Origin of the sequence: Aquamicrobium terrae, from assembly GCF_040545735.1 — a bacterium.
Taxonomy (GTDB): Bacteria; Pseudomonadota; Alphaproteobacteria; order Rhizobiales; family Rhizobiaceae; genus Mesorhizobium; species Mesorhizobium terrae_A.
Map to the genome: position 1 here is coordinate 15,189 of NZ_JBEPML010000010.1, position 24,700 is coordinate 39,888.

At 62.3% G+C, this 24,700-nt stretch carries 26 protein-coding genes; 8 read left to right on the forward strand and 18 right to left on the reverse strand.

Annotated features, from left to right (window positions below; genetic code table 11):
* From ABID37_RS14830 to hutC, 7 genes are read right to left on the reverse strand one after another with little or no spacing between them, the layout of a single operon-like run.
* On the reverse strand, positions 1-1,398 hold the full coding sequence (locus ABID37_RS14830; RefSeq protein WP_354196063.1) for an FAD-dependent oxidoreductase: 1,398 nt from the start codon (positions 1,396-1,398) through the stop codon (positions 1-3).
* Entirely contained in the window at positions 1,395-1,697 is a 303-nt protein-coding gene (locus tag ABID37_RS14835) for a (2Fe-2S)-binding protein (RefSeq protein WP_354196065.1), read from the reverse strand. Before ABID37_RS14835 ends, ABID37_RS14830 begins: the two co-directional genes overlap by 4 nt.
* Positions 1,681-2,787 carry an NAD(P)/FAD-dependent oxidoreductase gene (locus tag ABID37_RS14840; protein WP_354196067.1) on the reverse strand — a complete coding sequence of 369 codons (1,107 nt, stop codon included), beginning with the start codon at positions 2,785-2,787 and terminating at the stop codon, positions 1,681-1,683. Before ABID37_RS14840 ends, ABID37_RS14835 begins: the two co-directional genes overlap by 17 nt.
* 10 nt (positions 2,788-2,797) lie before the next feature.
* Complete coding sequence (locus tag ABID37_RS14845) at positions 2,798-3,547, reverse strand: aspartate/glutamate racemase family protein (protein ID WP_354196069.1); 750 nt, start codon at positions 3,545-3,547, stop codon at positions 2,798-2,800.
* Positions 3,548-3,578: 31 nt separating this feature from the next.
* The gene (locus ABID37_RS14850; RefSeq protein ID WP_354196071.1) at positions 3,579-4,229 is read right to left on the reverse strand and encodes a UbiX family flavin prenyltransferase; all 651 of its coding nucleotides are present in this window, start codon (positions 4,227-4,229) and stop codon (positions 3,579-3,581) included.
* The gene (locus ABID37_RS14855) at positions 4,226-5,548 is read right to left on the reverse strand and encodes a UbiD family decarboxylase (protein ID WP_354196073.1); all 1,323 of its coding nucleotides are present in this window, start codon (positions 5,546-5,548) and stop codon (positions 4,226-4,228) included. Before ABID37_RS14855 ends, ABID37_RS14850 begins: the two co-directional genes overlap by 4 nt.
* A complete protein-coding gene (gene hutC / locus ABID37_RS14860) occupies positions 5,545-6,324 on the reverse strand; it encodes a histidine utilization transcriptional repressor HutC (RefSeq protein WP_354196075.1) in 780 nt (259 codons plus the stop codon). The genes ABID37_RS14855 and hutC overlap by 4 nt, the downstream gene beginning before the upstream one ends.
* 349 nt (positions 6,325-6,673) lie before the next feature.
* Here hutC and ABID37_RS14865 point away from each other — a divergent pair, with 349 nt between their 5' ends.
* The 6 genes from ABID37_RS14865 (at position 6,674) to ABID37_RS14890 (ending at position 14,048) form a co-directional block, all read left to right on the forward strand.
* On the forward strand, positions 6,674-8,158 hold the full coding sequence (locus ABID37_RS14865; RefSeq protein ID WP_354196077.1) for an aldehyde dehydrogenase: 1,485 nt from the start codon (positions 6,674-6,676) through the stop codon (positions 8,156-8,158).
* A 68-nt stretch (positions 8,159-8,226) separates the two neighbouring features.
* Complete coding sequence (locus ABID37_RS14870) at positions 8,227-9,921, forward strand: thiamine pyrophosphate-binding protein (RefSeq protein ID WP_354196079.1); 1,695 nt, start codon at positions 8,227-8,229, stop codon at positions 9,919-9,921.
* Between the two features lie 64 nt (positions 9,922-9,985).
* On the forward strand, positions 9,986-10,879 hold the full coding sequence (locus ABID37_RS14875) for a transporter substrate-binding domain-containing protein (RefSeq protein ID WP_354196081.1): 894 nt from the start codon (positions 9,986-9,988) through the stop codon (positions 10,877-10,879).
* Between the two features lie 17 nt (positions 10,880-10,896).
* Positions 10,897-11,796, forward strand: coding sequence for an amino acid ABC transporter permease (locus tag ABID37_RS14880; protein ID WP_354196083.1), 900 nt, complete (start codon positions 10,897-10,899; stop codon positions 11,794-11,796).
* A gap of 36 nt (positions 11,797-11,832) precedes the next feature.
* Positions 11,833-12,624 carry an amino acid ABC transporter ATP-binding protein gene (locus tag ABID37_RS14885; RefSeq protein ID WP_354196085.1) on the forward strand — a complete coding sequence of 264 codons (792 nt, stop codon included), beginning with the start codon at positions 11,833-11,835 and terminating at the stop codon, positions 12,622-12,624.
* Positions 12,621-14,048: an amidohydrolase gene (locus ABID37_RS14890; RefSeq protein ID WP_354196087.1), complete on the forward strand. Its 1,428-nt coding sequence runs from the start codon at positions 12,621-12,623 to the stop codon at positions 14,046-14,048. The genes ABID37_RS14885 and ABID37_RS14890 overlap by 4 nt, the downstream gene beginning before the upstream one ends.
* Before the next feature lie 357 nt (positions 14,049-14,405).
* Here the strand turns inward: ABID37_RS14890 and ABID37_RS14895 are convergent, their stop codons facing one another.
* From ABID37_RS14895 to ABID37_RS14920, 6 genes are all read right to left on the reverse strand, one after another.
* A complete protein-coding gene (locus tag ABID37_RS14895; protein ID WP_354196089.1) occupies positions 14,406-15,233 on the reverse strand; it encodes an amino acid ABC transporter ATP-binding protein in 828 nt (275 codons plus the stop codon).
* A gap of 45 nt (positions 15,234-15,278) precedes the next feature.
* Complete coding sequence (locus ABID37_RS14900) at positions 15,279-15,929, reverse strand: amino acid ABC transporter permease (RefSeq protein WP_354196091.1); 651 nt, start codon at positions 15,927-15,929, stop codon at positions 15,279-15,281.
* A gap of 3 nt (positions 15,930-15,932) precedes the next feature.
* Complete coding sequence (locus ABID37_RS14905; protein WP_354196093.1) at positions 15,933-16,586, reverse strand: amino acid ABC transporter permease; 654 nt, start codon at positions 16,584-16,586, stop codon at positions 15,933-15,935.
* Positions 16,587-16,708: 122 nt separating this feature from the next.
* Positions 16,709-17,563 (reverse strand): transporter substrate-binding domain-containing protein, encoded by an 855-nt coding sequence (locus ABID37_RS14910; RefSeq protein ID WP_354196095.1) that lies wholly within the window; start codon positions 17,561-17,563, stop codon positions 16,709-16,711.
* Positions 17,564-17,965: 402 nt separating this feature from the next.
* On the reverse strand, positions 17,966-19,075 hold the full coding sequence (locus ABID37_RS14915; protein WP_354196097.1) for a M20 family metallopeptidase: 1,110 nt from the start codon (positions 19,073-19,075) through the stop codon (positions 17,966-17,968).
* A gap of 33 nt (positions 19,076-19,108) precedes the next feature.
* Positions 19,109-19,582 (reverse strand): RidA family protein, encoded by a 474-nt coding sequence (locus tag ABID37_RS14920; RefSeq protein WP_354196099.1) that lies wholly within the window; start codon positions 19,580-19,582, stop codon positions 19,109-19,111.
* Positions 19,583-19,714: 132 nt separating this feature from the next.
* On the opposite strand from ABID37_RS14920, the gene ABID37_RS14925 reads away from it, so the two are divergent.
* Together ABID37_RS14925 and ABID37_RS14930 are read left to right on the forward strand one after the other, a co-directional pair.
* The gene (locus ABID37_RS14925) at positions 19,715-20,626 is read left to right on the forward strand and encodes a LysR family transcriptional regulator (protein WP_354196101.1); all 912 of its coding nucleotides are present in this window, start codon (positions 19,715-19,717) and stop codon (positions 20,624-20,626) included.
* A gap of 216 nt (positions 20,627-20,842) precedes the next feature.
* Positions 20,843-21,643, forward strand: a complete 801-nt coding sequence (locus ABID37_RS14930; RefSeq protein WP_354196404.1) for a lipoyl protein ligase domain-containing protein — start codon at positions 20,843-20,845, stop codon at positions 21,641-21,643.
* Positions 21,644-21,657: 14 nt separating this feature from the next.
* On the opposite strand, the gene ABID37_RS14935 is transcribed toward ABID37_RS14930, so the two are convergent.
* The 5 genes from ABID37_RS14935 to ABID37_RS14955 all read right to left on the reverse strand — a co-directional run bounded on the left by ABID37_RS14935 (position 21,658) and on the right by ABID37_RS14955 (position 24,660).
* Positions 21,658-21,864 carry a hypothetical protein gene (locus ABID37_RS14935; protein ID WP_354196103.1) on the reverse strand — a complete coding sequence of 69 codons (207 nt, stop codon included), beginning with the start codon at positions 21,862-21,864 and terminating at the stop codon, positions 21,658-21,660.
* Positions 21,865-21,986: 122 nt separating this feature from the next.
* On the reverse strand, positions 21,987-22,277 hold the full coding sequence (minE, locus tag ABID37_RS14940; RefSeq protein WP_354196105.1) for a cell division topological specificity factor MinE: 291 nt from the start codon (positions 22,275-22,277) through the stop codon (positions 21,987-21,989).
* Positions 22,274-23,089 carry a septum site-determining protein MinD gene (minD, locus tag ABID37_RS14945; protein WP_354196107.1) on the reverse strand — a complete coding sequence of 272 codons (816 nt, stop codon included), beginning with the start codon at positions 23,087-23,089 and terminating at the stop codon, positions 22,274-22,276. Before minD ends, minE begins: the two co-directional genes overlap by 4 nt.
* Before the next feature lie 33 nt (positions 23,090-23,122).
* Complete coding sequence (minC, locus tag ABID37_RS14950) at positions 23,123-23,884, reverse strand: septum site-determining protein MinC (RefSeq protein ID WP_354196109.1); 762 nt, start codon at positions 23,882-23,884, stop codon at positions 23,123-23,125.
* A 299-nt stretch (positions 23,885-24,183) separates the two neighbouring features.
* Positions 24,184-24,660 carry an Lrp/AsnC family transcriptional regulator gene (locus ABID37_RS14955; RefSeq protein WP_354196111.1) on the reverse strand — a complete coding sequence of 159 codons (477 nt, stop codon included), beginning with the start codon at positions 24,658-24,660 and terminating at the stop codon, positions 24,184-24,186.
* Between the last annotated feature and the right edge of the window lie 40 nt (positions 24,661-24,700).

The window sequence follows — 24,700 nt, forward strand, 5'->3', positions numbered from 1 at the left end:
TCAATCCTCTCCATATTGGCTGGCCAGTTCGCCGACTGTAACGGGCTTCAGCGGCGCACGGATGCGGTAATATCCGGTCGCATCAAGGGTCTGGCGGGTTTCGCAGGCGATGATGGCGCTGACCGTAGGGCCGCACATGCGGCCCTGGCAAGGGCCCATGCCCGCGCGCAGGAAAGCCTTGGTCTGGTTCGGTCCGAGACAGCCTTGGCGGACGACCTCCCGGATGCTGCCGGCACGAATCGCCTCGCAACGGCATACGACTACCTCGTCGGCTGGAAAAAGGATTTCCCTGCGTGGACGGTAGAGTCGGTCGAGGAAGGGTCTGACCGTCAAATGGGCGGCATACGCCCGCTGCGTGGCCGTCTGCCTGCTTGCAAATTCGGTTTCGTGAATCTTGTCGAGACGTTTCAGGATCACCAGCGCGCAGAGTGTGCCGCAATGGGCGCTTGCCTCGGCCCCCACGATGCCGCCGCCATCACCGGCGATGAAGATACCGGGAACGGAACTTTCTCCCATGGGGTCGAGGATCGGCCGGAAACACTGTTGCCTCTCGTCCCATTGGTGGGCACAGCCGATGGATCTGGCGATCTGCTGGTTCGGGATTATGCCCTCGTGCAAGGCGACCAAGTCACAGTCGATGCGGTGGGAGCGTGTGCCGACGTTGAAACTAACTGCGCTTGCACGCTCGGTCCCCTCAATATGAAGGTTGGAGACCTGACGATGGATTTTCACTCCGTGTCGGTGCAGTTTCGCTACCAGGCCGAGACCTTTCCACAGATAACGCGGACCATGGCCGAAGATGGCTTTCGGCAGATAGCGCAGTGCAGGGACAAGATTGGCGCGCACGGCCGTGTCGAGAAGTACCAGATCGGAGATCCCGGCTTGGAGGCACTGGGCAGCGAACAGGTAGAATAGTGGACCACAGCCGGCCAGCACGAGACGACCGGAAGGGCGAAGTCCGGCATCCTTGAGCATGATCTGCAAGGCGCCGATCGTCATGATGCCCGGCAGCGTCCAGCCGGGTATCGGAACCGGCCGCTCGATCGCTCCGGAGGTGAGGACGAGGGCCTTTGCCCGTAACCGTTCGACCTTGGCGTCGGCCTTCGTCCAAACAGTGCCGTCAGTATCGACGCGCCACACACTCGTGTTGAAGCGCAGCTCGGCAGCACTGGCGCGCAGCCGGGCCACCAGCGCAGCGCCATTCGCATAGTCGGGGCCAAGTACTGTGGTGAGTGTCGCGTTCTGACTATTGCGTTCGACAGCACGGTAGACCTGGCCGCCGGGCGCCGGTTGTTCGTCGATGATGAGCGTGCGTGCACCGCCTTCGGCCAGCGTCGTGGCAGCCATCATCCCGGCCGGCCCGGCGCCGATCACGATGGCGTCCCATAGGTTACTCATGCGAGCGTCCTCGCACCACGCTGGCGTCTGACGACCATGCCGGGATGGGCCCTGGTCAGGCAGGATTGTTGATTCTGCTTGCCGTCAATCTCGACCAGACACTCGAAGCACACCCCCATCATGCAAAAGGGGGCTCGCGGACTTTCATCGACTGGGTTCTTTCGCAGTGGCGAAACCCCGGCCTCCAGAAGTGCTGCGGCAACGCTGTCACCGGGCCGGAAGGGAAGCTGCGACCCCTCGAAGATCAGGACATTGTCGCCTGCGGGCAGCGCAGAACTGCATTCAACTCTGGTGAACATCGAACCTCTCGCTTGTGAAGCTCGAAAGATGCGAAGGCAACCGGCCTTGTACCAGTGCTGGGCCGATTTCCAGCGCATGGACGCTGGCCAGGGTGACGCCGCTATGGCAGGTCACGGCAAAGGCGCCTGGATAACGCGCGGATTCCTCGTAGATGGGCAGGCCGTCGGGTGTCATGACGCGCAACGAGCCCCAACTGCGCACGACCGTGGCATCGGCCAGCGCGGGAAAGACACGCGCGGCCGTCCTGCAGAGCGCGGCCGTAGTGGCCACATCGGTTCCTTCGTCGAAACCCCGCTCCTCATGGCTGCTGCCGAGCAGGACCGTGCCTTCGACCGATTGGCGGACGCAGTTGGTAGCATAGGGCAGGAACGACTTTACCCGCTCGGTCACAACGATCTGCCCCCGCTCGGGCTTCACCGGCATCGACAGTCCCATCTGCGGCGCGAGCTTGGCGGCGCCCAGCCCAGCGGCCAGAACGATGCGCCGGCCCAAGACGCTGCCAATTTGACTAGACGCCCGAAACGCGCCTGTTTCCGCATTGATGTGTTCAACCCGGAAACCCGGCCGATAGTGGCCGCCAGCGGCCTGGAACGCCAGTTGCAGGGCTCGCAGTAAATAGAGTGGGCTGACGTGGCCGTCGAGCGATGAAAAGGACGCGCCCACTACCTCGTCGCCTATGTCCGGTAACAGCGCCCGCAAATCGGCCCGGTCCAGGATGGAAATGTCGATGTCGCCGCCGTCTGCTTGCGTACGGGCGATGATGTCGCGGCGTTTGGCGATTTCTGCTTCGCTGAAACAGAATTGTAGCCCTCCAGGCTGCCGCCAGCCGATGTCGAAGGAAACGGCGGTACTCAGCCGCTCGGCGAAGTCCGGCCACATCCGCCCGGCCCGAAGTGACCAGTGCATATAGGGCGGGATACCGACGCCTTTGCCTTGCAACCATACCAGACCAAAATTACCGCGGGCCGCCCGGAAGGCGACGTCGCCTTCGTCGAGAAGGACGACATTAGCACCGGCGATCTGCGCGCCCCAGGCGAGGGCGGCTCCCACGAGGCCGCCGCCAACCACGATCAGGTCGAACGCCCCCATCGCGCCGCGTTCAGGGAAGGGGTTCGGAGTGGAAGTTGCGAGGCCTGAGGCCCGCGTGCAACCACTCGACCAGTGAGACAACATCGTAGACCGGCACGCCAAAGGTCCGCTGGATGGCTCGGGAATAGGGTGGCAGGTTGGCACATTCGCTGACTAGGGCGCCGATAGACGGCGTTTCGGCCAGCATGCGCTCCACCGTTTGGAACGCGTCGCGCTCCTGTGCTGCATAGGAGACCCGAGCGGCGTTGTTGCGCATGTTGGCGCGGATTGGCCCGTCGAAAGCAAGCTCACCGAGTGGTAGGTCCACAGGCGCACCGACATTGAGGAAATGCTGGTCTGTTATCGACTTGCGGTCGGAAATGATGACGCCGACCGTCCGGTCGACCGGCAGGGTCTGCAGTACAAGTGGAATTTGCATCAGGCTGGAGGAGGCGACCGGCACGCTGCTATAGGCGCGCAATTGTGGATGTACCATGGCCAGGAACCCGCAACTGGTGGCGATGCCGTCCACGCCTAGCTCTGTCAGCCGATCGATTGCGTCATAAAAGGCTGGTAGGGCCTTTTCGGGATTGCCCTCGATCACATCCTGCGGGCGCACTCCAGTCACGACATGGTAATGGACCGGAAACCGCCACGTCATGGCGTTGGCGACATCGCCTGGAAGGCGCTCGAACCCGGTGTCGAGCACGATGATGCCGATGGTCGCGCCATGCACCGGCCGCCGGCGGGGAGGGCGGTTGGTGGATTGCTCGACAGTCATGAGGGTTCGCATCTGCAAGGTTCCGGCTTCGTCAGGAGGCGCCGCCGCCGGGCTTCAGGCTAGCTTCACGGTCGGCGCTCATTCCCTTCCACCGCTCCACCTTGCCGCTGTCGATGCCGAACAGATCGAGTGCGCGGCCGACGCTGTGGTCTACCATCTCATCGAGCGAGCGTGGCTTGGCGTAGAACGCCGGAACCGGCGGCATAAGAATTGCCCCCATTTCTGCAAGGGAAGTCATCGTCCTGAGATGGCCGAGATGAAGAGGTGTCTCACGCAGCATCAGCACGAGCTTGCGGCGCTCCTTCAGCACCACGTCCGCGGCGCGACTCATGAGGCTGGAGGTTACTCCCGAGGCAATTTCAGACATCGTTCTTATGGAGCAGGGCGCTATCAGCATGCCAAGCGTCCGGAACGAGCCGCTGGAGATCGAAGCTCCGATATCTTGTACATTGTGGCAGACGCTGGCCCGTTCGGCGACCTCCGCCGGCCGCATGTCCAGTTCCTGGGCAAGTGTCAGATGCGCCGACCGCGTCACGATAAGGTGGGTCTCAATGCCAGCGGCCTTGAGTTGGTCGAGCGCCCTGACGCCATAGACGGCGCCGGATGCGCCGCTGATACCGACGATGATGCGGGGCGGCGGTTCTGCCCCGCCCTCCTGCCGGAATGCAGCCGGTTCGCTCATGCGTTTTCGAACCAGTCAGCCAGGTCGACCTTGTCAGCAAGGCGGATCTTCTTGCGCTCGAATTCGGCCTTGCGATGGAATGGCTTGGTGGCGTCCACGAGCAAGCGGCCCCAGTGATCCTTGGCCTCGTCACGATAGAAGGACGGCGTTTCGGGAATGATAATCATATCCTTGTCAGGGCGGCAGCGGGTCAGCGTCGCCCACATCACGTCGTCCATGCTGTAGATGTCAACGTCCTCGTCGACGACGGTGATCACCTTGGCCCAGATCGGCTCGGCGCCGATCGTGGCCAGCATGACCTGGCGAGCGTGGCCCTCGAATTGCTGGTCGATCTTGATCACGGCATGGTTGACGAAGGGCTGGCAAGTGACGTCGAGGATGCCGGGCAGCGCCGCGCTCAACCGCTGGAAGATGTTGGCGGACACCGACAGTTCCAGCGTCAGAACCTCCTCGGCCGAACCGCACAGGATGCTGTGGAACATGGCATCGCGTCGCACGGTCACCCCTAAAACCTCGAACACTGCATTCGGGCCTTCAGGCACATAATAGCCCATGAATTCGCCGAATGGCCCCTCGGGTCGGCGTTCGTTGGGCAGGAAACGACCCTCGATGACGATCTCGGTATCGGCGGGGACTTCGAGGTCGATATATTTGCACTTGCGCATGGCAATGGGACTGCCCTTAAGCCTGGCTGCGACCTCGAGCTCGTCTACGTCATAGGCCAGCGGCGCTGCAGCGGTGAGAAAGGATGTCGCCGGCGCACCGATCAGCATTGCCGCCTCCAGTGGCTTGCCCATCTTCTCGGCCTTCTCGTGGTAGATGGTGAGGTGATGACGCGGTGCTAGGCGACAGCGCAACTCGTTGTCGTTCACATACATGGACCGATGATACGACAGGTTGCCGACCCCAGTCTCGGGATCTTTGGCGATGAACATGGCCGAGGTGAAATAAGGTGCGGCATCACGGTCGGAATAGGTGATGAGCGGCAAGTCCGACAGCTTGCATTCCTTCAGTTCGGAGTCCTCCACCTTGATGAAGGGTTCGCCGATGCTTGCGGAGCCTAGATTGGCGAGGTTGCTCCACTGGCGGCAGAAGTCGGCGGAATCGATGCCGATTACCTCTGCCAGACGATCTCGCGAGCCGTAGACGTTGGTAACGACAGGAAAGCGCGTGCCTTTGACGTTGGTGAACAGAATCGGCTTGCCCCAGCGCTTCTGGGCCATATGAGTGACGGCCGCCAGTTCGTGGAAGGGGTCGATCTCTTTGTCCACGACAAGCAGATCTCCGCGTTCACGCAGGCGGGCAACGTAGTCTCTCATCGGATTCTCCTTGATGCCGCGGCACCTCGCTGTTGCGTGGCGCCAGTCCGGCTGGGTGTGGCTTCATGTGAACTGCGCAACCGGTACCGGTCGCCGGGATAAAGGAAGCGGCTGCGGGTGACGGGCACGCCGTCGCGCCAGGTACGGCGATCGAGCAGGAGACAGGGCTGGTTGCCGTCTATCTCTAGGGCGCGTCTGCTGTCCTCGTCAGCCCGTATAGCCCGGATCGTGTTGTCGACATAGGTAACCTCGGTTTCCCGCAGCAGGTAGGCGTGAGGCGTGATGCGTGTGAAGTCCTGTTTCAGATAGTCAGGGGCCTCTACCGAGTTGACAAAGCGATCCTCGATTTGGATGGGCGTGCCGTCTTCCTTGTGAAGCAGACGTGAGTGGTAAACGGGTCCGTCATAGGGCAGGGGCAGCATGCCGGCGAACAGGCTTTCCGGCGGCACGACGCCCAGAAAGAGCACCTCGCTGGTATGTACGCCGCCACTCAGGGCGATTTCCTCGGAAACGTCCGGTAAGTCGAATATGGCGCATTGCATGCGGGGACCGACGACGAAGGTGCCACGCCCCTGGATGCGAACCAGCATGCCTTCCGATTGAAGCTCCCGCAGCGCCCGGCGCACGGTCAGGGAAGAGGCGCCGAATTCTTCGGCCAGCGATTCTTCGGAAGGCACCCGGAAATCGGCCGGCCATTCGTCGCCGCGTATGCGCTTTTCGATTGCCAATTTGATTTGCTCGTAAAGGGGTTGCGAGTTTTGAAGTTCGTTCGCCATTCTCTCCCCGCTTCCTATTATAATATCATATCTTGTGTGGATTGATACGCCGAGTTCAGGCGCATTGTCTAGTGTCATTGTGGGTACGCCTGTTGCCGCAGTCGGGAAATCGACAACAAATTCATTGAGAATTCGCGAAATTGGTGCAAGCGAGGGAGGTGCGGCGCGCGTTTGTCCGGGGAGGTCCCCTGCAATCTCCTCCTTGACATCAATAAGATTTCACGATTATTCAGGTCTAAATGTATATTATTATGCATTTGATTTGATAGTGTAGATTTGCGGCGGTAACCCGGGCGAGGCGTGAAGGGTTGCGGCGGAGTGCGGTGCCAGCAAGAGGATTGTCAGGCAAATGGACGAGATGCCGAAACTGAAGATGTATATCGGCGGCGAATGGGTCGAGCCGTCGAGCGGCGAATATTTTGAGACGATTGATCCGTTCACGGCAAAGCCCTGGGCGCTGGTGGCGCGGGGCAATGCCGAAGATGCAGACCGCGCCATTCGCGTCGCACACAAGGCTTTCAAGGAGGGGCCGTGGGGACGCATGCATCCGTCCGAGCGCGCCAAGCTAATCCATCGGCTCGGTGTGCTGATGGAGGAGAATGCCGACACTCTGGCTGATGTCGAGGTGCGCGACAATGGCCGTCTGCTGGCAGAAATGCAGCACCAGATCCGCTATCTCCCCAAATGGTACTATTACTATGCCGGCCTGGCCGACAAGATCGAGGGCGTCGTCCACCCGTGCGACAAGCCGGCGCTGAGCTTCTCGCGCCATGAGCCGCTCGGCGTCTGCGTCGGCATTGTGCCCTGGAATGCGCCGCTACTGCTGTTTTCGCTGAAGGCCGCGCCCGCGTTGGCTGCGGGCAACACCATCGTGATGAAGCCGGCGGAGCATACGTCCGCGACCGCGCTCAAGCTTATGGAACTGGTCGAGGCAGCGGGCTTCCCGCCGGGTGTTATCAATGTCGTGACCGGCTTCGGCAAGGAGGTCGGCGAGCCCCTCGTCACCCATCCGCTGACCCGTCATGTCGGCTTCACGGGTTCCACTGCCACCGGTTCCCATCTCTATTCGCTGGCGGCGAAGGACGTGAAGCGCGTCAGCCTCGAACTCGGTGGCAAGTCGCCCAACATCGTCTTCGGCGATGCTGATCTGAACAATGCGGTTCGTGGCGTGGTCGGCGGCATCTTCGGGGCCACGGGACAGACCTGCATTGCCGGATCGCGCCTGCTGGTTCATCGCAGCATCCATGATGAGTTTGTCGAAAAGCTCGCGGCCTTTACGAAATCCGCCCGCGTCGGCGACCCGCGCAACGTGCAGACCCAGATCGGCCCTATTGCCAATCGCATGCAGTATGAGCGCGTACTCGGCTATGTGGACATTGCCCGACAGGAAGGCGCCGAGCTGATTCTGGGCGGCAAGCGCCCCGATCTGGACGAATGCGCGACCGGCTTCTTTGTGGAGCCGACCATCTTCGCGGGCGTGAATAACGACATGCGGATCGCCCGCGAGGAGGTGTTCGGGCCGGTTCTTTCGACTATCGCCTTCGACGAGGTGGAGGAGGCCGTCGCCATCGCCAATGACAGCGAGTTCGGCCTCGCGGCGGGCATTTGGACCTCCGACATGAAGCGTGCGCTGCTGATGTCGGAAAGACTCGATGCCGGAAGCGTATGGATCAACACCTATCGCGACATTTCCTATACAACGCCCTTCGGCGGCTACAAGAAGAGTGGCATCGGCCGCGAAAACGGTGTCGAGGGGATCAGGGAATATCTGCAGACCAAGGCCGTGTGGATATCCACGGCCGAGGAGATTGCCAATCCCTTCGTCATCGGCTGAGGACGGACGGTAACAGGATGCGGCATTCAGGATGGCCCGCCGGGAGCGTGGGCGAAAGCGAGAGCAGTATGGTCAAGAGAAAAGGCAGCGAAATACTGGCCGACGAGTTGGCGCTCAACGGGGCGGAACTCATATACCATGTTCCCGGCGAAAGCTTCTTGTCGGCGCTCGATGCGCTTTCCCTGCGTCATCCTTCGATTCGCCTGATTTCGTGTCGTCATGAAAACGGCTCCGCTCAGATGGCGGAGGCCTATGGCAAGCTGACCGGCAGGCCGGGCTTGGCGTTCGTGACCAGAAGTCCCGGCGCCACCAATGCCGTGAATGCCGTGCACACAGCCTATCAGGATTCGTCGCCGATGATCCTGATCGTCGGGCAGGTGAAGCGCGAACTGATGGAGCGCGAGGCCTTCATGTCCTACGACTTCCGCACCATGTTCGCCCCGATGACCAAATGGGTCGCCCAGATCGACGATCCTGCGCGCATTCCCGAATTCATTCAGCGCGCCTATCACACCGCGATGACGGGTCGCATGGGGCCGGTCGTCCTGGTTGTACCGGAAGACGTCTTCGAGGAGGAGTGTGAGGTCCAGCCCGGCAAGCCTTATGAACGCGCCGTGGCCGGCTCCCCGGATGCTGCCTCGGTTGAGCGGGTGTTCGACCTGCTTTCGCAGGCCAAAAAACCGCTTCTCGTGGTCGGCGGCTCTGGCTGGAGCGAGGCGGCACGCGAAGACATCCAGACTTTCGCCCGCGTCAACAATGTGCCGGTGGTCACCACGTTCCGCCGCCGGGATATCATCGACCACGACCTGGAATGCTATGTTGGCGAGATCGGGATCGGCTCGAACCCGGCTCTGCTCGCCCATATAAAAGACAGTGACCTTGTCATCATGTGCAACGACGCGCTGAGCGACGTGAACACGATCGGCGCTGGCTATATGGAAGGCTTCACCCTGTTTGCCATCCCAGTGCCGCGCCAGAAGCTCGTCCATGTCACCAGCAGCTTCGAGGAATTGAACCGCGTCTTCCAGGCCGACATCGCCCTGCTTGCGGACAACGACGCCTTCGCCCGGGCGCTTGCCACCCATGCACCCGTGGACAGCACCTCGCGGGCACAATGGACCCGCGATCTGCGTCAGACTTTCCAGGCGGAGACGGCTCCCGGCGCCTGTCCGGGGGCGATCGACCTGCCGGCGGTCATGAAATGGCTGCGCCAGCGTCTGCCGCAGGATGCCATCGTCACCAACGGTGTCGGTGCCTATGCCACTTGGAGCCAACGCTATTTCTCGCACCACAAGTTGCATACCCAGCTCGGGCCGATCAGCGGCACGATGGGATACAGCCTCCCGGCGGCGATCTCGGCCAAGCTTCTCTACCCGCAGCGGCCGGTGGTGTGCTTCGTTGGCGATGGTTGCTACCAGATGAGCGGCGAGGAACTGGCAACAGCAGTTCAGTACGGCGCCAATATCGTCGTGGTGCTGTTCAACAACAACATGTATGGCACCATCCGGATCCATGAGGAGAACCGCCTCGATGGCCGAGTGAACGGAACTCAGCTCGTCAATCCTGATTTCCATATGCTTGCAACCGCCTATGGCGCCCACGCCGAGCGGGTGGCGACGACCGCGGAGTTCGCGCCTGCCTTCGATCGCGCACTGGCCGCCGGCCGGCCGGCATTTATCGAACTGACAATCGATCAGGACGCGGTCCATACCCGCTATTCGATGACGCAGCTCAGAAACAGGAACAGGAATAGGAACAAGTAATAGCCTAACGACAGGGAGGAGAACGGAAATGCACTTTGTAAGGAATCTCGTTGCGGCCTTGTGTTTGGCGCCGCTGGCTCTGGGGGCGGCGGCTTCGCCGGGTCTTGCGGCCGAAACGCCCAGCACGCCCATGCCCACGTTGAAGGCCGATCCCGCCCTCAACGCCATGCTGCCGGAGGCAATCCGGAAGGCCGGCGTGATCCAGCTCGCCACCGATGCCCAGTATCCGCCATGCGAAAGCTTCGCCGAGGACGGCAAGACCATAGTGGGATGGGAGCCCGATATCTGGAACGCGATGGCCCAGAAGCTTGGAGTGGAGCTCGAAGTGTCGTCGATAGCCTTTGCCGGTTTGATCCCGGGCGTCCAGAGCAAGCGCTTCGACATGGCGATGGAATGCATGGCCGATACGGTAGAGCGCGAGAAGGTGGTGACCTTCATCAACGTGGCCTTCATCATTGCCGGCGTGGTCGCGCTGGAGAATGATACCCGCATCGGCGATGATCCGGGAACGCTGTGCGGCCGTAAAGTCGGCGGGCAGGAAGGCACGACCCATATCGACAATGTCAAGAACTTGCTCAACCCCTATTGCGAGAAGCAAGGCAAGCCGCTCATCGAAATCGTCAACTTCCCTTCAGCGGCGGCTGCCCAGGTGGCCCTATATTCGGGTCGGGTCGATTTCATTACTTATGAGTTGATCGGGGCGTCGGAACTGAAGCGGAAGGCACCGAAGCCGATCAAGGTGATCCCGATGGATATCTTTCCGCGCAAGTACAACGGCATGATCGTCGACAAAGACAATATGGAGCTCGCTGAAGCACTGCTGGCGGCCCTCAAGGCGGTGCACAAGGAGGGTGTCTATGATCTCGTCATGAAGAAGTGGGAGATCGAGGCCATCCGTCTCGATGAGCCCGGAATCAACTTGACCACGACCCGCCCCCTCACGCAGGCCAAGCCGTAACCTAAGGACCTTCGACAATGACGCCGGAAAACGCGATCTCCGTGAGCGGACAATCTTCCATCCGAGGCCGCATGGAGTCGGAGGCGGCTTCCGGCGAGGCGATCATCATCGCGCCGCGCCGGCACCCTTGGCGGTGGATAGGCGGTGCGGTGGCGGTCTTTCTCATGTGGCGGATCGTCAACTCGATGATCTACAATGAGAATTTTGGCTGGGATATTGTTGCCGAGTATTTGTTTTCGCCGGTCGTGCTGAGCGGGCTCGGCTTGACGATCTGGTTAACCGTTGTCGCCATGACGCTCGGCATCATTCTCGGTCTGGTGTTGGCGGTGATGGCCCTGTCGTCCAACCCCATGCTGCGCTATCCGGCCGATGTCTATCTGTGGCTGTTCCGCGGTACGCCAGTGCTGGTCCAGCTCATCTTCTGGTACAATCTCGCAGCGCTCTATCCAGTCATCCAGTTCGGTCTGCCGTTCGGCGATGTGCTTGCCGAATATTCGACCAATGCCTTGATAACCCCCTATACCGCGGCCCTGCTCGGGCTCTCTTTGAACGAGGCCGCATATATGGCCGAGATCACGCGCGCGGGCATAGCCTCGATCGACTATGGGCAGGAAGAGGCGGCCAAATCGCTGGGTATGTCGCGGGTCAAGACCCTGCGACGCATCATTCTTCCGCAGGCGCTGCGTGTCATCATCCCGCCGACCGGCAATCAGGTGATCGGCATGCTGAAGATGACCTCCCTGGTCAGCGTTATATCCCTCTACGATCTGCTCTATTCGGTGCAGGGTGTGTCAGCGCGGACCTTCCAGGTAATCCCGATGTTGATCGTGGCCTGTGCTTGGTATCTGCTGATGACCAGCATTTTGAGCATCGGCCAGAAATACATCGAGAAGCTGTGTGCCCGAGATGCATTGTAACGAGGGCTGTGATCGATCCTACCGGAGGACAATGACATGAACGCAATGGTCATGGCTCGCAAGGTTTCCAAAAGTTTCGGAGCCCTGAAGGTGCTTGACGGCATCGACTTCACCTTGCCCAAGGGCGAAGTGACGTGCCTGATCGGTCGGTCCGGCTCGGGCAAGTCCACCTTCCTCCGTTGCGTCAACCATCTTGAGGAGATCAATGGAGGCGAAATCTATGTCGATGGCAGCCTCATCGGCTATCGCCGGCAGGGCAATGTCCTCTACCCCCTCAGTGAAAGCGAGATCGCTCGCCAACGTCTCGGCATCGGCATGGTATTCCAGCGCTTTAATCTCTTTTCTCACATGACCGCGATCCAGAACGTGATCGAGGCGCCAGTGCAGGTTCTGGGCATGAACCGGGATGAGGCTATCGAGCGTGGCAAGAAGCTGATGACGCAGGTCGGTCTCTCGGACAAGCTTGACGCCTATCCGCGTCAGTTATCGGGTGGCCAGCAACAGCGTGTAGCGATTGCCCGCGCCCTGGCAATGAACCCGAAGCTGATGCTGTTCGACGAGCCCACCAGTGCGCTCGACCCGGAACTGGTTGGCGAGGTCCTCGAGGTGATGCGCGGGCTGGCTGAGACCGGGATGACCATGCTGATCGTCACGCACGAGATGAGCTTCGCCCGCGAAGTGGCCGACTCCGTCGCCTTCATGGACCAAGGCAAGATCGTGGAATATGCGCCGGCCGCCGAATTCTTCGGGGACCCGAAAGAGGAGCGAACGAAAGCGTTCCTGTCGAGAATACTAAAAAATGCCGGTAGCGAGCGAGCAGCAGCATGAGCAACACCGATATCCAGATTGCCCTCGATGCCGTCGCGCAAAGGGTTCCCGAGGCAGTGCGCATCAGCGAGGGCGTCTGGGACACGCCGGAACTATGTTTCAATGAACACGCCGCCGTGGCTCTCCAGATCGATTATCTGGAAAAACAGGGCTTCCGTATCGAGCGCAACGTTGCCGGCATGGCCACGGCTTTCACAGCCGAAGTTGGTGAAGAGGGCCCGGTCATCGCCTTCCTTGGCGAGTACGATGCCTTACCGAGTTTGAGTCAGGAGGCCGGCGCCGTTCAGGCAAAGCCAGTGGTGGCAGGCGGCAATGGTCACGGCTGCGGGCATAACCTGCTCTGCGGTGGAACCGTGCTGGCTGCTGTCGCGCTTAAGGACATCCTTGCTTCTAAGGCAATCAAGGCCAGGGTGCGCTATTATGGCTGTCCGGCCGAAGAAGGAGGATCGGGTAAGACGTTCATGGCGCGAGCAGGTGCCTTTGATGACGCCGATGTCGCGCTTAACTGGCATCCTGCCTGCTTCACCGCGGTCAAGGCTTACCAGTCGCTAGCCGTGCTAAGGGTGAAGTTCCGTTTCCAAGGTCAAGCTTCCCATGCCTCGGCGGCGCCGCATCTAGGGCGTAGCGCGCTCGACGCAGTCGAGTTGATGAATGTCGGCTCGAACTATCTGCGTGAACATATTCCGCCCGGCTGCCAGCTTCACTATGCAATCACGGATGCTGGTGGACCCTTTCCCAATGTCGTTCAGGCGCAGGCCGAGGTGATCTATTATATCCGTTCAGAGAGTGTGGTGGATGCCTCCACCCTGCAGGAAAGGGTAGAGCAGGTGGCTCAAGGCGCAGCACTCATGACCGGAACCCGTGTGGAGATTGTGCCAGACTATTCTTGTTCTAACGTGATCTATAATTCGGTGCTGGACGAACTGCTCTACGAGCACATCCAGCGTTTCGGCGAGGTCGAGTTCGATGACGACGATCGCGCCTACGCGACCGCGCTTCGGCGCAGTTTCAGTGAGGAGCAGATTCGCTATGGACTGGAGAAGTTTCAAGCGCCGATTGGCAAGGATGAACCCTTGAGCAATCGCGTCATTCCGCGTGCCGCGCAATTGTGGGCGGGATCGTCCGATGTAGGTGATGTGAGCTGGGTCACGCCAACTGTTTCGCTCTATGGCGCTTGCTATGCCATTGGAACGGAGTTCCATACCTGGCAGATGGTAACCCAAGGCAAGAGCCCGGCAGCGCATAAGGGTATGGCCCATGCCGCGGCGATCATGGTTTCGACCGCGCTGGACATTATCGCCAGACCGCAGACCGTGCGGCAAGCTAAGAGCGAGCTTCTGGAAAAGCGGGGCCATCAGCCATACCGATGCCCGATTCCCGGCAGCCTGCAGCCCCCGATGGCTGCGCAGGATCGCGCCGCATAGTTGCGACGCCTGCCGCAGAACTAAGCTGAGGCAATATTCACATCATGCGTCGTTTCAACAGTCCAGCTATCGCCGAAGCACAATGACTGGGAACGACTTACCCGAGTGCATCGTCGTGGGTACTTCCATCAGATTGGGACGTGCCGTAATCGCTGGAGGTTCAACATATAGATATTGGCTCTATTCATTGGGTGGCCCGGTGGCATGCGGTGTGTTTTGATCACTGTTCGCTCGAGATCGCCGGTCTATCGCAATGCATGTGCATTCATGTCGGGAGCATCCGCTATCTCGACAGTCTTGCTACCTATTCTTCTATAGGTTTCTCTTCCGTGTGCCGTGCCTTGAACGGGACGCCCGTCAGCAGGCCGCTACCAACTGTTGCGGCTCGGAGCGAAACAGCAGGTTGCGCTGGCGCCAGGTGTCGAGGAACTCTTGCAGTCGGGGGCTCTCCGGCTCGTTGAAGAGCTTGTCCGGTGAACCCTGCTCGACCACCTGTCCGCGATCCATGAACACGACCCGGTTCGCGACCTGGGCTGCGAACCCCATTTCATGGGTGACCACCACCATGGTGATGCCCTCATTGGCGAGCTGCTTCATGACATCGAGCACTTCCCCGACCAATTGCGGGTCGAGGGCGGAAGTCGGCTCGTCGAAGAGGATCACATGCGGCTCCATGGCCAGCGCCCGGGCGATGGCGACACGCTGCTGCTGGCCGCCGGAGAGCCGGGAGGGGTAGCGATCGGTGAAATCCGCCAGGCCGACCTTGGCCAGCGCGATCCGACCCTTCTCGCTGACCTCGGCGGCAGGGACGCCCTTAGTCAGACGCGGCCCGAGCGTGACATTGTCGAGCACCGTCATGTGCGGCCACAGGTTGAAGTGCTGGAACACCATGCCGACATTGCGGCGGGCCGTATCGATGTTGCGTTCGCTTTCGCGCACCATTCCCGCCGGCGTCTTTCTGTATCCGAGCAGGCGGCCCTCGATCTCGACCTCGCCGCTGGTGTATTCCTCGAGGAAGGCCGTGCAGCGCAGCAGGGTGCTCTTGCCCGACCCGGATGGGCCGATGATGCACACCACTTCCGACGGGTTGATGTCGAGCGATATGCCGGACAGTGCGGTGAATGGGCCGAAGCTCTTCACCAGGTTGCGGATCTTGATGACGGGTTTCGGGGGATCGTAGATCATGCTTGTTTCCGATCGTTCCTGGGCAGGATGTCCTGCGGAAATGGGTTAGTAGCGAACCATGCGCTCGACGGTCCGGCCCAGCAGGGCGACGGCCTCGACCAGCAGCCAGTAAAGCAGGGCGGCCGCGAGATAGGGACCGACGACGGCATATGTCTCGTTCACGAACTGGGCGGTGTTCTTCGTCAGTTCGGCGACGGTGATGATGGAAAGCACCGCCGATTCCTTGATCAGTATGATGATCTGGTTGACCATCGGCGGGGTAATCAAGGCCAGCATTTGCGGCAGCTTGACATGGCGCATGATCTGCCCGGCGGAAAGGCCCGCCATGCGGGCGGCCTCGATCTGTCCCTTGGGGATGGAGTGGAAGCCGGAGCGGAAGATTTCCGCGAAATAGGCCGCACCATAGAAGCCCAGACCCAGGACTCCGACCGTCTCCGCATTCAGCCTGAGACCGATGCCCGGGCCGCCATAATAGAGCACGAACAGAAGGATCAGGATCGGCAGACCGCGCATGATCTCGATATAGGCGCGCACCGTCCGGCGCAGGATCGTGGAGCGGGCGCCGTCCAGGCAGGCCAGGAGAAGCCCCACAGCAATGCCGATCATGGTGGCGAGCGCGCAGATCCAGGCCGTGGTGGCGAGGCCCGCCGCCAGCATCGGCCAATATTCAATCCACAGTTCGAAGACCTGCGTCATGGCTCAGACCCCGCGTGCGAGGCGCTGTTCGGCGGCGCGGCCGAGCAGCGACAGGAGGAAATTGACTGCGATGTAGATGACGGCGGCGGCGATGTAGATTTCGAACGGGCGGTAGGTGGTGGCGACGATCTGCTGGCTGACCCGCATCAGTTCGGTCACGGCGATCACCGATACCAGGGACGAGTTCTTGAGGATGCTGATGGTCTCATTGACCAGCGAAGGAATCACGAGACGGAAGATCTGCGGCACCAGCACGTGGCGGCGCGCCGTCCACTTGCGTATCCCCACCATACGGGCGGCCTCCATCTGGCCACGGGCGATCGCCAGCAGGCCGCCGCGGAAGATCTCCGCCTGGAAAGCCACCGTGTTCAGGGTCAGGGCGATGATCGCGGCAAGAACAGGCGGCACGTTCAGGCCGAGAAACGGCAGCAGATAGTAGATGATGAGAAGCTGCACCAGGATCGGCGTGCCGCGCCACACACTCTGGTAGAGCCGCGAGAGATGACGCACCCAGGCACGCGAAGAGGTCAGGCCGAAGCACAGCACAAGGCCGAGCGGCATGCCGAGCACGATCGCCACGCCGGACACCAGCACGGTGATGCCCGCGCCCCACAGCAGCATGGGCAGATTGTCGTAGATGAGGGAAACGGTAGCCACTTGAGTTCACCTTGGGGAAAATCGGAGCCGGACAGTCCGGCCCGGGGCCTGTACCGTGGGAGGCGGCGCAACGGCCCGCCTGAACGCCGGGGAGGCAAGAAACCTCCCCGGCTTCGCCGGACTCAGCTCTGCGGTTCCGGCAGCGTGTCGGTCGGCAGCGCAGTGGTGGAGCCGAACCACTTCTTCTGCAGCGTCTCGATGGTGCCGTCGGCGGCCAGCGTGCGAAGCCGCTCGTCGATGAAGTCGGCCAGCGGCCGGCTGTCGTCGTCCTGGCGGAAAGCCCAGCTGAAATAAGAAGCGGGGCCGAAGGTGGCAGGTACGGTTTCGAAGACGTCTCCGCGCTGGGCCTGCAGGTAAAGCAGGTTCGGCAGTGCGTTCACCACCGCATCGATGCGGCCGGCGGCGAGGTCCGCATAAGCTTCGTTATAGTCCAGATAGGTCTGGATGCTTTTCATGGGCGCCTTGCCGGACGCCTCCAGTTCCGCCGACAGGTTTTCCGCGCCCTTGAGCTGCGCCGATCCGGCCTGCGAGCCGACGATGCGGCCGCTCAGGTCCTCTGCCTTGTTCAGCGTGTCGTCGCCCTTGCGCTTGACGAAGGTCAGCGTCGCGTCGGCGACCGGAAGCGACAGGCGATACGTCTCGTACCGCTTCTTGTTGACGGCCACGGAGGTGACGATGGCATCGAACTTCAGCGCCTGAAGGCCCGGAAGCAAGCCCTGGAAGGGGAGATCGAACCTCGACACCTTCACCTCGGGCAGGCCCTGCATGACGGCATCGAACAGATCGATGTTGTAGCCAACGACCTTGCCGTTCTCGACGAACTCGAACGGCGGATAGCGCGCCTCGGTGCCGATGACGATCTCGGCCTTTTCCTTGATCCGTTCCAGCAGATCGGCGGCTGCCGAGATGCCGGAGGCGCTGAGCGACAAAGCTGCGGTGAGAAGTGCCGAGGCACACAGGCGAATGACTGACTTCAAGGTTTCCTCCCGATTGAATGTTCCCTTTGTTGCGGAATTCGATGCCGGAACCGTCGACGATCGCGTCGGGTTTCCGGCAACGACACGGGCCGGCGCAGGAGCTTGCCCGGCGTGTTCCAACCTTTTGCAGATCCTCTCAGAGTGCAGGCTGTTGTGTCGGATCAGCTTACGGTCGGCCTCATATTAATCAACGTCGAGTTATCGATAGCTGTTTCGATTTTATCGATGTGAAGATCCACCCGTCATTGGCAATTCCAGACTGGCGGGGAATGCGGGCGCCTGCGGTATTGCAGCGGAATGCGGAGCCGGCTTCCGGATTGTTTTGAGGACCTATCAACGCTTCGGCTCGCCACGCGCCCTGTCCAACGCATGGCGAGCCGGGCCCGCAGCGTTGCTGCGAAGTCAGTCCGCGATCAGGGTGCGATAGATGTCGACCGAGCGCTCGATCTCGGCCATTTCGCACCATTCGTCGGTGCGGTGCGCCTGCGCGGGTTCGCCCGGACCAATGATGACCACGGGCGCGGGCGCCATGGCCGCCAGTATGGCCGCATCGGTGAAGAACGGCATGCCGATGGGTGACGTGTCGCGGCAGCCATGTTTGCTCAGCGCGGCGCGGCAACGGGCCACGAAGGCGTCTTGCTCGTTCGTCCACACCGGGGGAAGGTCGTAAAGGATCGACAGCGCGGCCTGCCTGCCGGTGCGTTGGCGAACGATCTCGACAAGGGTGTCGTGGTCCATGCCGGGCACTGAGCGGATGTCCATGACCAACTCCGCCCGGTCGGGCACCGCATTGATGGCATGGCCGCCCTGAAGCAGGCTGACATTGCGGGTCGGGCTGCCGAGCACCGGGTGCGCGTCTCCGCCCAGTTCGAGGTCGCGGATGTCCAGGGCGGCTTGCGCCGCCCGGTAGACCGCATTGTCGCCGAGCTGGGGCATGGCCGAATGGGCGGTACGGCCGGTGAATTCAAGCTTGAGGAACAGGGCGCCCTTGTGGCCGAGCCCGAGGCGATTGGCCGTGGGCTCGGCCACCACCCAGCCACCGATCTCAGGCAGTTCCACCTTGTCGCGGCGCATCGCGACCGCGCCTTCGCAGCCGCGCTCCTCGCCTGCGGTCAGGACGAGCACCACATCGCGCCCGATTGTGCCGGTCCGTGCCGCAGCGATGGCAGCCGTCACAAAGGCGGCGACGCCGCCCTTCATGTCGCTGCTGCCGCGGCCATAGATTCTTCCGTCGGCGTCGATCTCACCCAGCGGATGGCGCGACCAGGCGGTGTCACCGAGCGGCACCGTGTCGAGATGGCCGGTGAAGGCGAGCGCCGGACCCGGCCGGCGCCCGGCAAGATGGGCGACGAGGTTGGACCGGCCCGGACTGAAGCGATGGCGGCGCAAGGCAAAGCCCGCTTCCCCCAGAATGGCCTCCAGAAGGTCGATGGCGGCATCTTCCGCGCCCGGCGGGTTGGTGGTGTCGACGGCAAGCAAACGCTGCGTCAGTTCGATGGCGTCGATGCTCATGTCCGTTGCCGCTCCGCCGGCCCGCAAGAGCGGTCAGCCCTGTCCGAGGAAGGCTGTGGCGGCGTTCTGCCCGCCGATGATGGCCACGACCTCGGCCTCGATGAGGAAGCCCTCATACATCAGGCCGGCGACCCGCACGGCCGTGGCCGCCGGGCCCGGATCGGCGATGTAGCGCAGGCGCACGCGGGTCATCTTTTCCCAGAAATCCTGGATTTCGTCGCCCTCGCCGTCGAAGACATAATAGGTGTTGAGCTTGACGACGTCTTTCCAGGTGGCGCCGGCGCTGGCCAGCACCCGGGTGATGTTCTCGAACACGTTCTGCGTCTGGATCTCGATGTCGCCCTTGCCGAGGACATTGCCATGCCGGTCGGCCGACAACTGCCCGCCCACGAAGACCATCGGGCCGATCCTCCAGCCCTGCGAGAACGGCGTGGGGATGTGCCAGTCCCAATGGCCCGGGGGCGACAGGCGCTGGCGACTGGTGTCGAGGATGATCTGGCTGGTCAAGTTTCTTCTCCCTGCTGATGGCGACATCTTGCCTCCGGCTCATTAGGGGCGGGAAGCATGCATGGATAAACACCTTTCTTTCTCATTATATTTCGATATCATCGATGTAATTACCAGCGTGAGGAGATGACCATGCGGTTCTCGCCGTCGGATCTGCGCGGCCTCGCCGTATTCCGTTCGATCATCGAGAATGGCGGCTTCGGCGGTGCGCAGCTGGCGCTCGGCATGAGCCAGTCGACGCTTTCCTTCCACCTGAAGGCGCTCGAGGAACGGGTCGGCTTCGAGCTGTGCCGCCGGGGCAGGCGCGGCTTCCATCTCACCGAGAAGGGGCGCGAGGTTTACGAGGCGTCGAAGAGCCTCGTGGCGGCCGTGTCGAGTTTCGAAGGGCGGCTGGGCGAGTTGCGCAAGGAGATCGTGGGAACGCTGCGCGTCGGCGTCGTCGCCAACACCGTAACCGATCCCGGCCTGCCCATGGATGCGGTGATGGAGGCCTGCCTGCGGCAGGTCAAGGATGCCGAGATCGAACTTCTGGTCACCCACCCGAAGGCGCTCATGGACGAACTGGCCCGGGACGGCATCGACATCGCGCTGACCCCGCCGATGCGGATCGGTCCGGATTTTCGCGAGAAGCTGTTCTACCACGAGATGCATTCACTCTATTGCAGCCACCGCCATCCGCTGTTCCATGCCGATCCGGCCGCCCTGACGCCGGAGGAGATCGCGCGCCACGATTTCATCGTGCGTTCCTATGCCAACAAGTCGGAGATCGACTTCTATCCAGACGCACGGGTGCGCATTCAGTCCTCCACCATGGAGGCGCAGGCCATTCTCATCCTCAGCGGCCGTGTCATCGGTTATCTGCCCGAGCATTTCGCCCGCCAGTGGGAGGAGAGCGGCCAGATGCGGCGCCTGAATTCGCCGGCTGAGCGCTATGCCTCGCCGCTGGTGATCGTATCGAAGCTGGACCAGAGGATTTCCTCGATCCAGCGCCTGTTCATCCGGGAATTGACGCGCCGCTGCGTGCTGGACAGCGCCGGGGCCTGACAGGCCGCTCTGCTTGATCAGCCACCTACCGCCGGGCGGAATTGCGGGTACTGCGCAGTCTAGTGCCATTCGAAGACAGCCATCTCGGTGGTGAGGATCTCGGCGCCGTGGCGGGTTGTTGGGGGATTGTCCCTGCTTTAGCCACCGGGCTGTTGACGGCGCGGGCGAGGTGGCGTTCCTGTCAGATCCGTGCGAGGCGATCAGGTGGCGGTGGTGATGATGACGAGAGAGAAGCTTGCGCAGGTGCAAGGCGGCGAGGCCGGGAAGGCCGATGGGCCGGGCGTTCTGCTGCGCCTGCCGTATGAGGAGGCGCTGGCGGAGGAACGGGCGATGCTGGCGGCTGCCGACGGCAGTCCCGGGCTGACATGGCTGCTGTGGCAGACCGCGCCCTGCATCGTGGTGCCGCGAAGCCACGAGAGCCGTTCCGGTTTCAAGGCGGCGGTGGCGGCTTCCGCCGCGCGCGGCTGGCAGGTCCACACGCGCGACACGGGCGGCGGCGCGGTTGTGCAGGGTCCCGGCGTGGTCAATCTTTCGATGGTGTTTTCCATCGGTCCTGCCTTGCGCGATCGTATCGGAACCAGCTACCGGGTGCTGTGCGAGCCGGTGATGGCCATGTTGCGCAGCCGGGGCATCCACGGCACCTACCGCGCCATTCCCGGCACCATGTGCGACGGGGCCTATAATATCGTGGTTGGGTCCCGCAAGCTTGCCGGCACCGCGCAACGCTGGCGCAGCCTCGGCCGGGACCGGCCCGGCGAGCAGGCCGTGCTTGCCCATCTGGCCATGTTCGCAACGCTCGACCATGTCGAGGCTGCCGAGGCGATCAACGCCCTCTATGCCGATATGGGCGTCGAGGCCGGCATCGAGGCGTCCAGCCACATCAACTGGGCCGAAATCGACACGCCTTCAGACACCGATATAGCGGATGCCCTGGCGCGGGAACTCGATGACGCCTGCCGGGCGGTCCGGCTGGCCGAGATGCTGGAAGAGAGCATCCGCTCGCAAAAGGCGAAATAGACGGACGTCGCGCCTCAGGCCCTGCCGGCATGCGCCGGCGCGGCCCCGTTGCCGACCTTTGCCGCCGGGGGCGTGGCGCCCGCGGCTTCCTCGCAGACCTCCACATGCTTGGCCAGCGCCTCGTTGGAGAGCACCGCGCTGATGGTGGTGATGTCGCGCCCCTGATAGCGGGGCATCTGCTGGACTTCCTTCAGCCTTTTCAGAAGTGCGAGCCGGGTCATGTTGTCCCTCCTTGATAAGCCCCCCTGGGCCGCCTTGGGGAAATGGACCGCAAAGCGGTATCCGTTTGCCGCATCATCGCCGCGCCCGTCGGGACGCGATATGGTCCGGCCGATGGCGGCCCTCAGGCCGCCTTCTTCTTCTTGCCCGCTTCAGCCTTCTTCTTGGCCGCGTCGAACGGGATCTCGATGTCGACGGCGAGCGTCGAGACCTGGCCGCCGCGCTCCATCTTCACGGAGACCTTGTCTTCGTCGATATGCATGTGCTTGGAAATGACGCGCAGGATCTCGTCGCGCAGCCGGTTGACGAGGTCCGAATCGCCGGATGAAGCGCGCTCGTGGGCGAGCAGCACCTGCAAGCGCTCGCGCGCGGCGGGGGCCGACTGGCTGCGGGAAAAGAGACGGAACAGGTTCATGCCGCTTTCCTTCCGAAGATCTTGCCGAGCAGGCCCCGCTTTTCGCCCGGTACGTTGACCGGCAGGCTTTCGCCCCGCAGCCGGCGCGCGGCGTCGAAATAGGCGATAGCCGGCGCGCTGCGGCCGTCGGCCAGCGTCACCGGCGAGCCGACATTGGAGGCGCGCAGCACGTCCATGCTCTCCGGTATGATGCCGAGCAGCGGGATCGACAGGATTTCGAGGACGTCGCTCACTTTCAGCATGTCGCCGCGTTCGGCCCGGCTGGGGTCGTAGCGGGTGAGAAGCAGGTGCTTCTCCATGTCCTCGCCGTTCTCGGCCTTGAGCGTCTTGGAATCGAGCAGGCCGATGATGCGGTCGCTGTCGCGCACCGACGAGACTTCCGGATTGGTGACGACGATGGCCACGTCGGCATGGCGCATGGCCAGCGTCGCGCCGCGCTCGATGCCGGCGGGGCTGTCGCAGATGACCCAGTCGAAGGCGTTCTTCAGGGCGGCGATGACCTTCTCGACGCCTTCGGGCGTGAGGTTGTCCTTGTCGCGCGTCTGCGAGGCCGGCAGCAGATAGAGCGTCTGCAGCCGCTTGTCGCGGATCAGCGCCTGCGTCAGCTTGGCTTCGCCCTGGATGACGTTGACGATGTCATAGACGACCCGCCGTTCCGCGCCCATGACGAGGTCGAGGTTGCGCAGGCCGACGTCGAAGTCCACCACCACGACCTTTTCGCCATTCTGCGCAAGGGCGGCGCCCAGCGCGGCGGACGATGTCGTCTTGCCGACGCCGCCCTTGCCAGATGTAACCACGATTACCTTGCCCATTGGCCTCTCCAGTGTGTGTGAACCGCCTTCGGCTCAGCCGAATGTCTCTACCTTGATCGCATCGCCTTCGAGCCAGATCTGCACCGCCTTGCCGCGCAGGTCCGGCGCCATGTCCTCGGCCGTCTTGTAGAACCCGTCGATGGCGATCAGCTCCGCCTCGAGCTTGCGGCAGAAGATCCGCGCCGAGGCGTTGCCGGTCGTGCCTGCCATGGCCCGGCCCCGCAGCGTGCCGTAGATGTGGATCGAGCCGCCGGCGACGATTTCCGCGCCCGATGCGACCGAACCGACGACGGTCACGTCCCCTTCGGGGAAGAACAGCGATTGCCCCGAGCGCACCGGCTGGGTGACGATCATCGAAGGCGCGGCCTTGGCCGGGGTCGGCCCGGCAAGGGTGGTGCTGGAAAGGTCGGCGCTTTCGACGGCGTCCGCCGCGTCCGTCCCGTCACCGGCCTCGTCGGCGACCGGAGCTTCGAAGTCCGAGGCGGGGCGTCCATCGCTCATGGCCGGCGGCAGGTCGGCGGCCAGCAGCGAGGGGCGCGCGCCTTCGATGCCCATGATGCGCACATTGCGCGCGCCGAGCTGGCCGACGAGTTCGCGAAGCTGCGTGCGGTCGATGTCCAGGTCCTGAACGTCGAGCACCACCGGCCGTCGCAGGAAAAATCCTGCCGAACGGGCCGCCAGATCATCAAGCCGCGCCAGCCAGTCCTCGAAGGGCAACTCCGGGGTCAGGGCAAGCGCAAGGAAGGAGCGACCCTTGAGGCGGATCGGCCGGGGTTGAGTTAACACGTCAGTCATCTTGGTTAATTTTCGGTTGCTCCGGTGTATGGAGGAAATGGTTAACAAAAGGTTAATTTCGAAGATCCGACGCGCAAAATCGTGATCCGGAAAAGCGCGCTCCCCTGACGGAATACCGTTTCTTTTCATACTGTTAGATGAAATATGAACTGAAACGAAAAGTTATCTTGACCCAAAATGGGACGGTGATTCGGTGGCCGCCAAGCGGCCGGTTTCCCGCCAGTCGGCGAGTCTTGCGGCGAACGACGCAAGGCCGGGAATCACATCGATGGTGAGTCGCCCGCCGGTGCCCGGCCCGGTTACGGGCCGAGATGGCCGAGGGGCGTTCGTCCCGGCCCCTTGATGTTCTGCAGCACCAGTTGGGTGTGCACGTCGCGCACTCCTTTCAGCCGCATCAGCCGGTGCATGACGAAATCGTTGAGGTCGTCCACCGCGGGCACCATCACATGCAGCAGGAAATCGTGGTCGCCGGTCATCGTCCAACAGGCGGAGACTTCGTCCATGCGCTGCACGGCGGCAATGAAATGTTCGGGCGACTCATCGCTGTGGCTTGTCAGGCGCACCCGGATGAACACCTCCACTGCAAGCCCCAGCGCCTTGCGGCTGAGCTGCGCCGAGAAGCCCTTGATGACGCCGGTCTCCCGCAGCGCCTCGAAGCGGCGTGCGCAAGGTGTCGGCGACAGGCCGATCTCTTCCGCCAGTTCCGTCACCGGCTTGCGCCCCTCGCGCTGGAGAATGTCGAGCATCCTGATCTCGAAGGCATCGAATTGAGGCATATCCACTCCCCTGTCGATATTTTGGAGGGGATTATGCTCC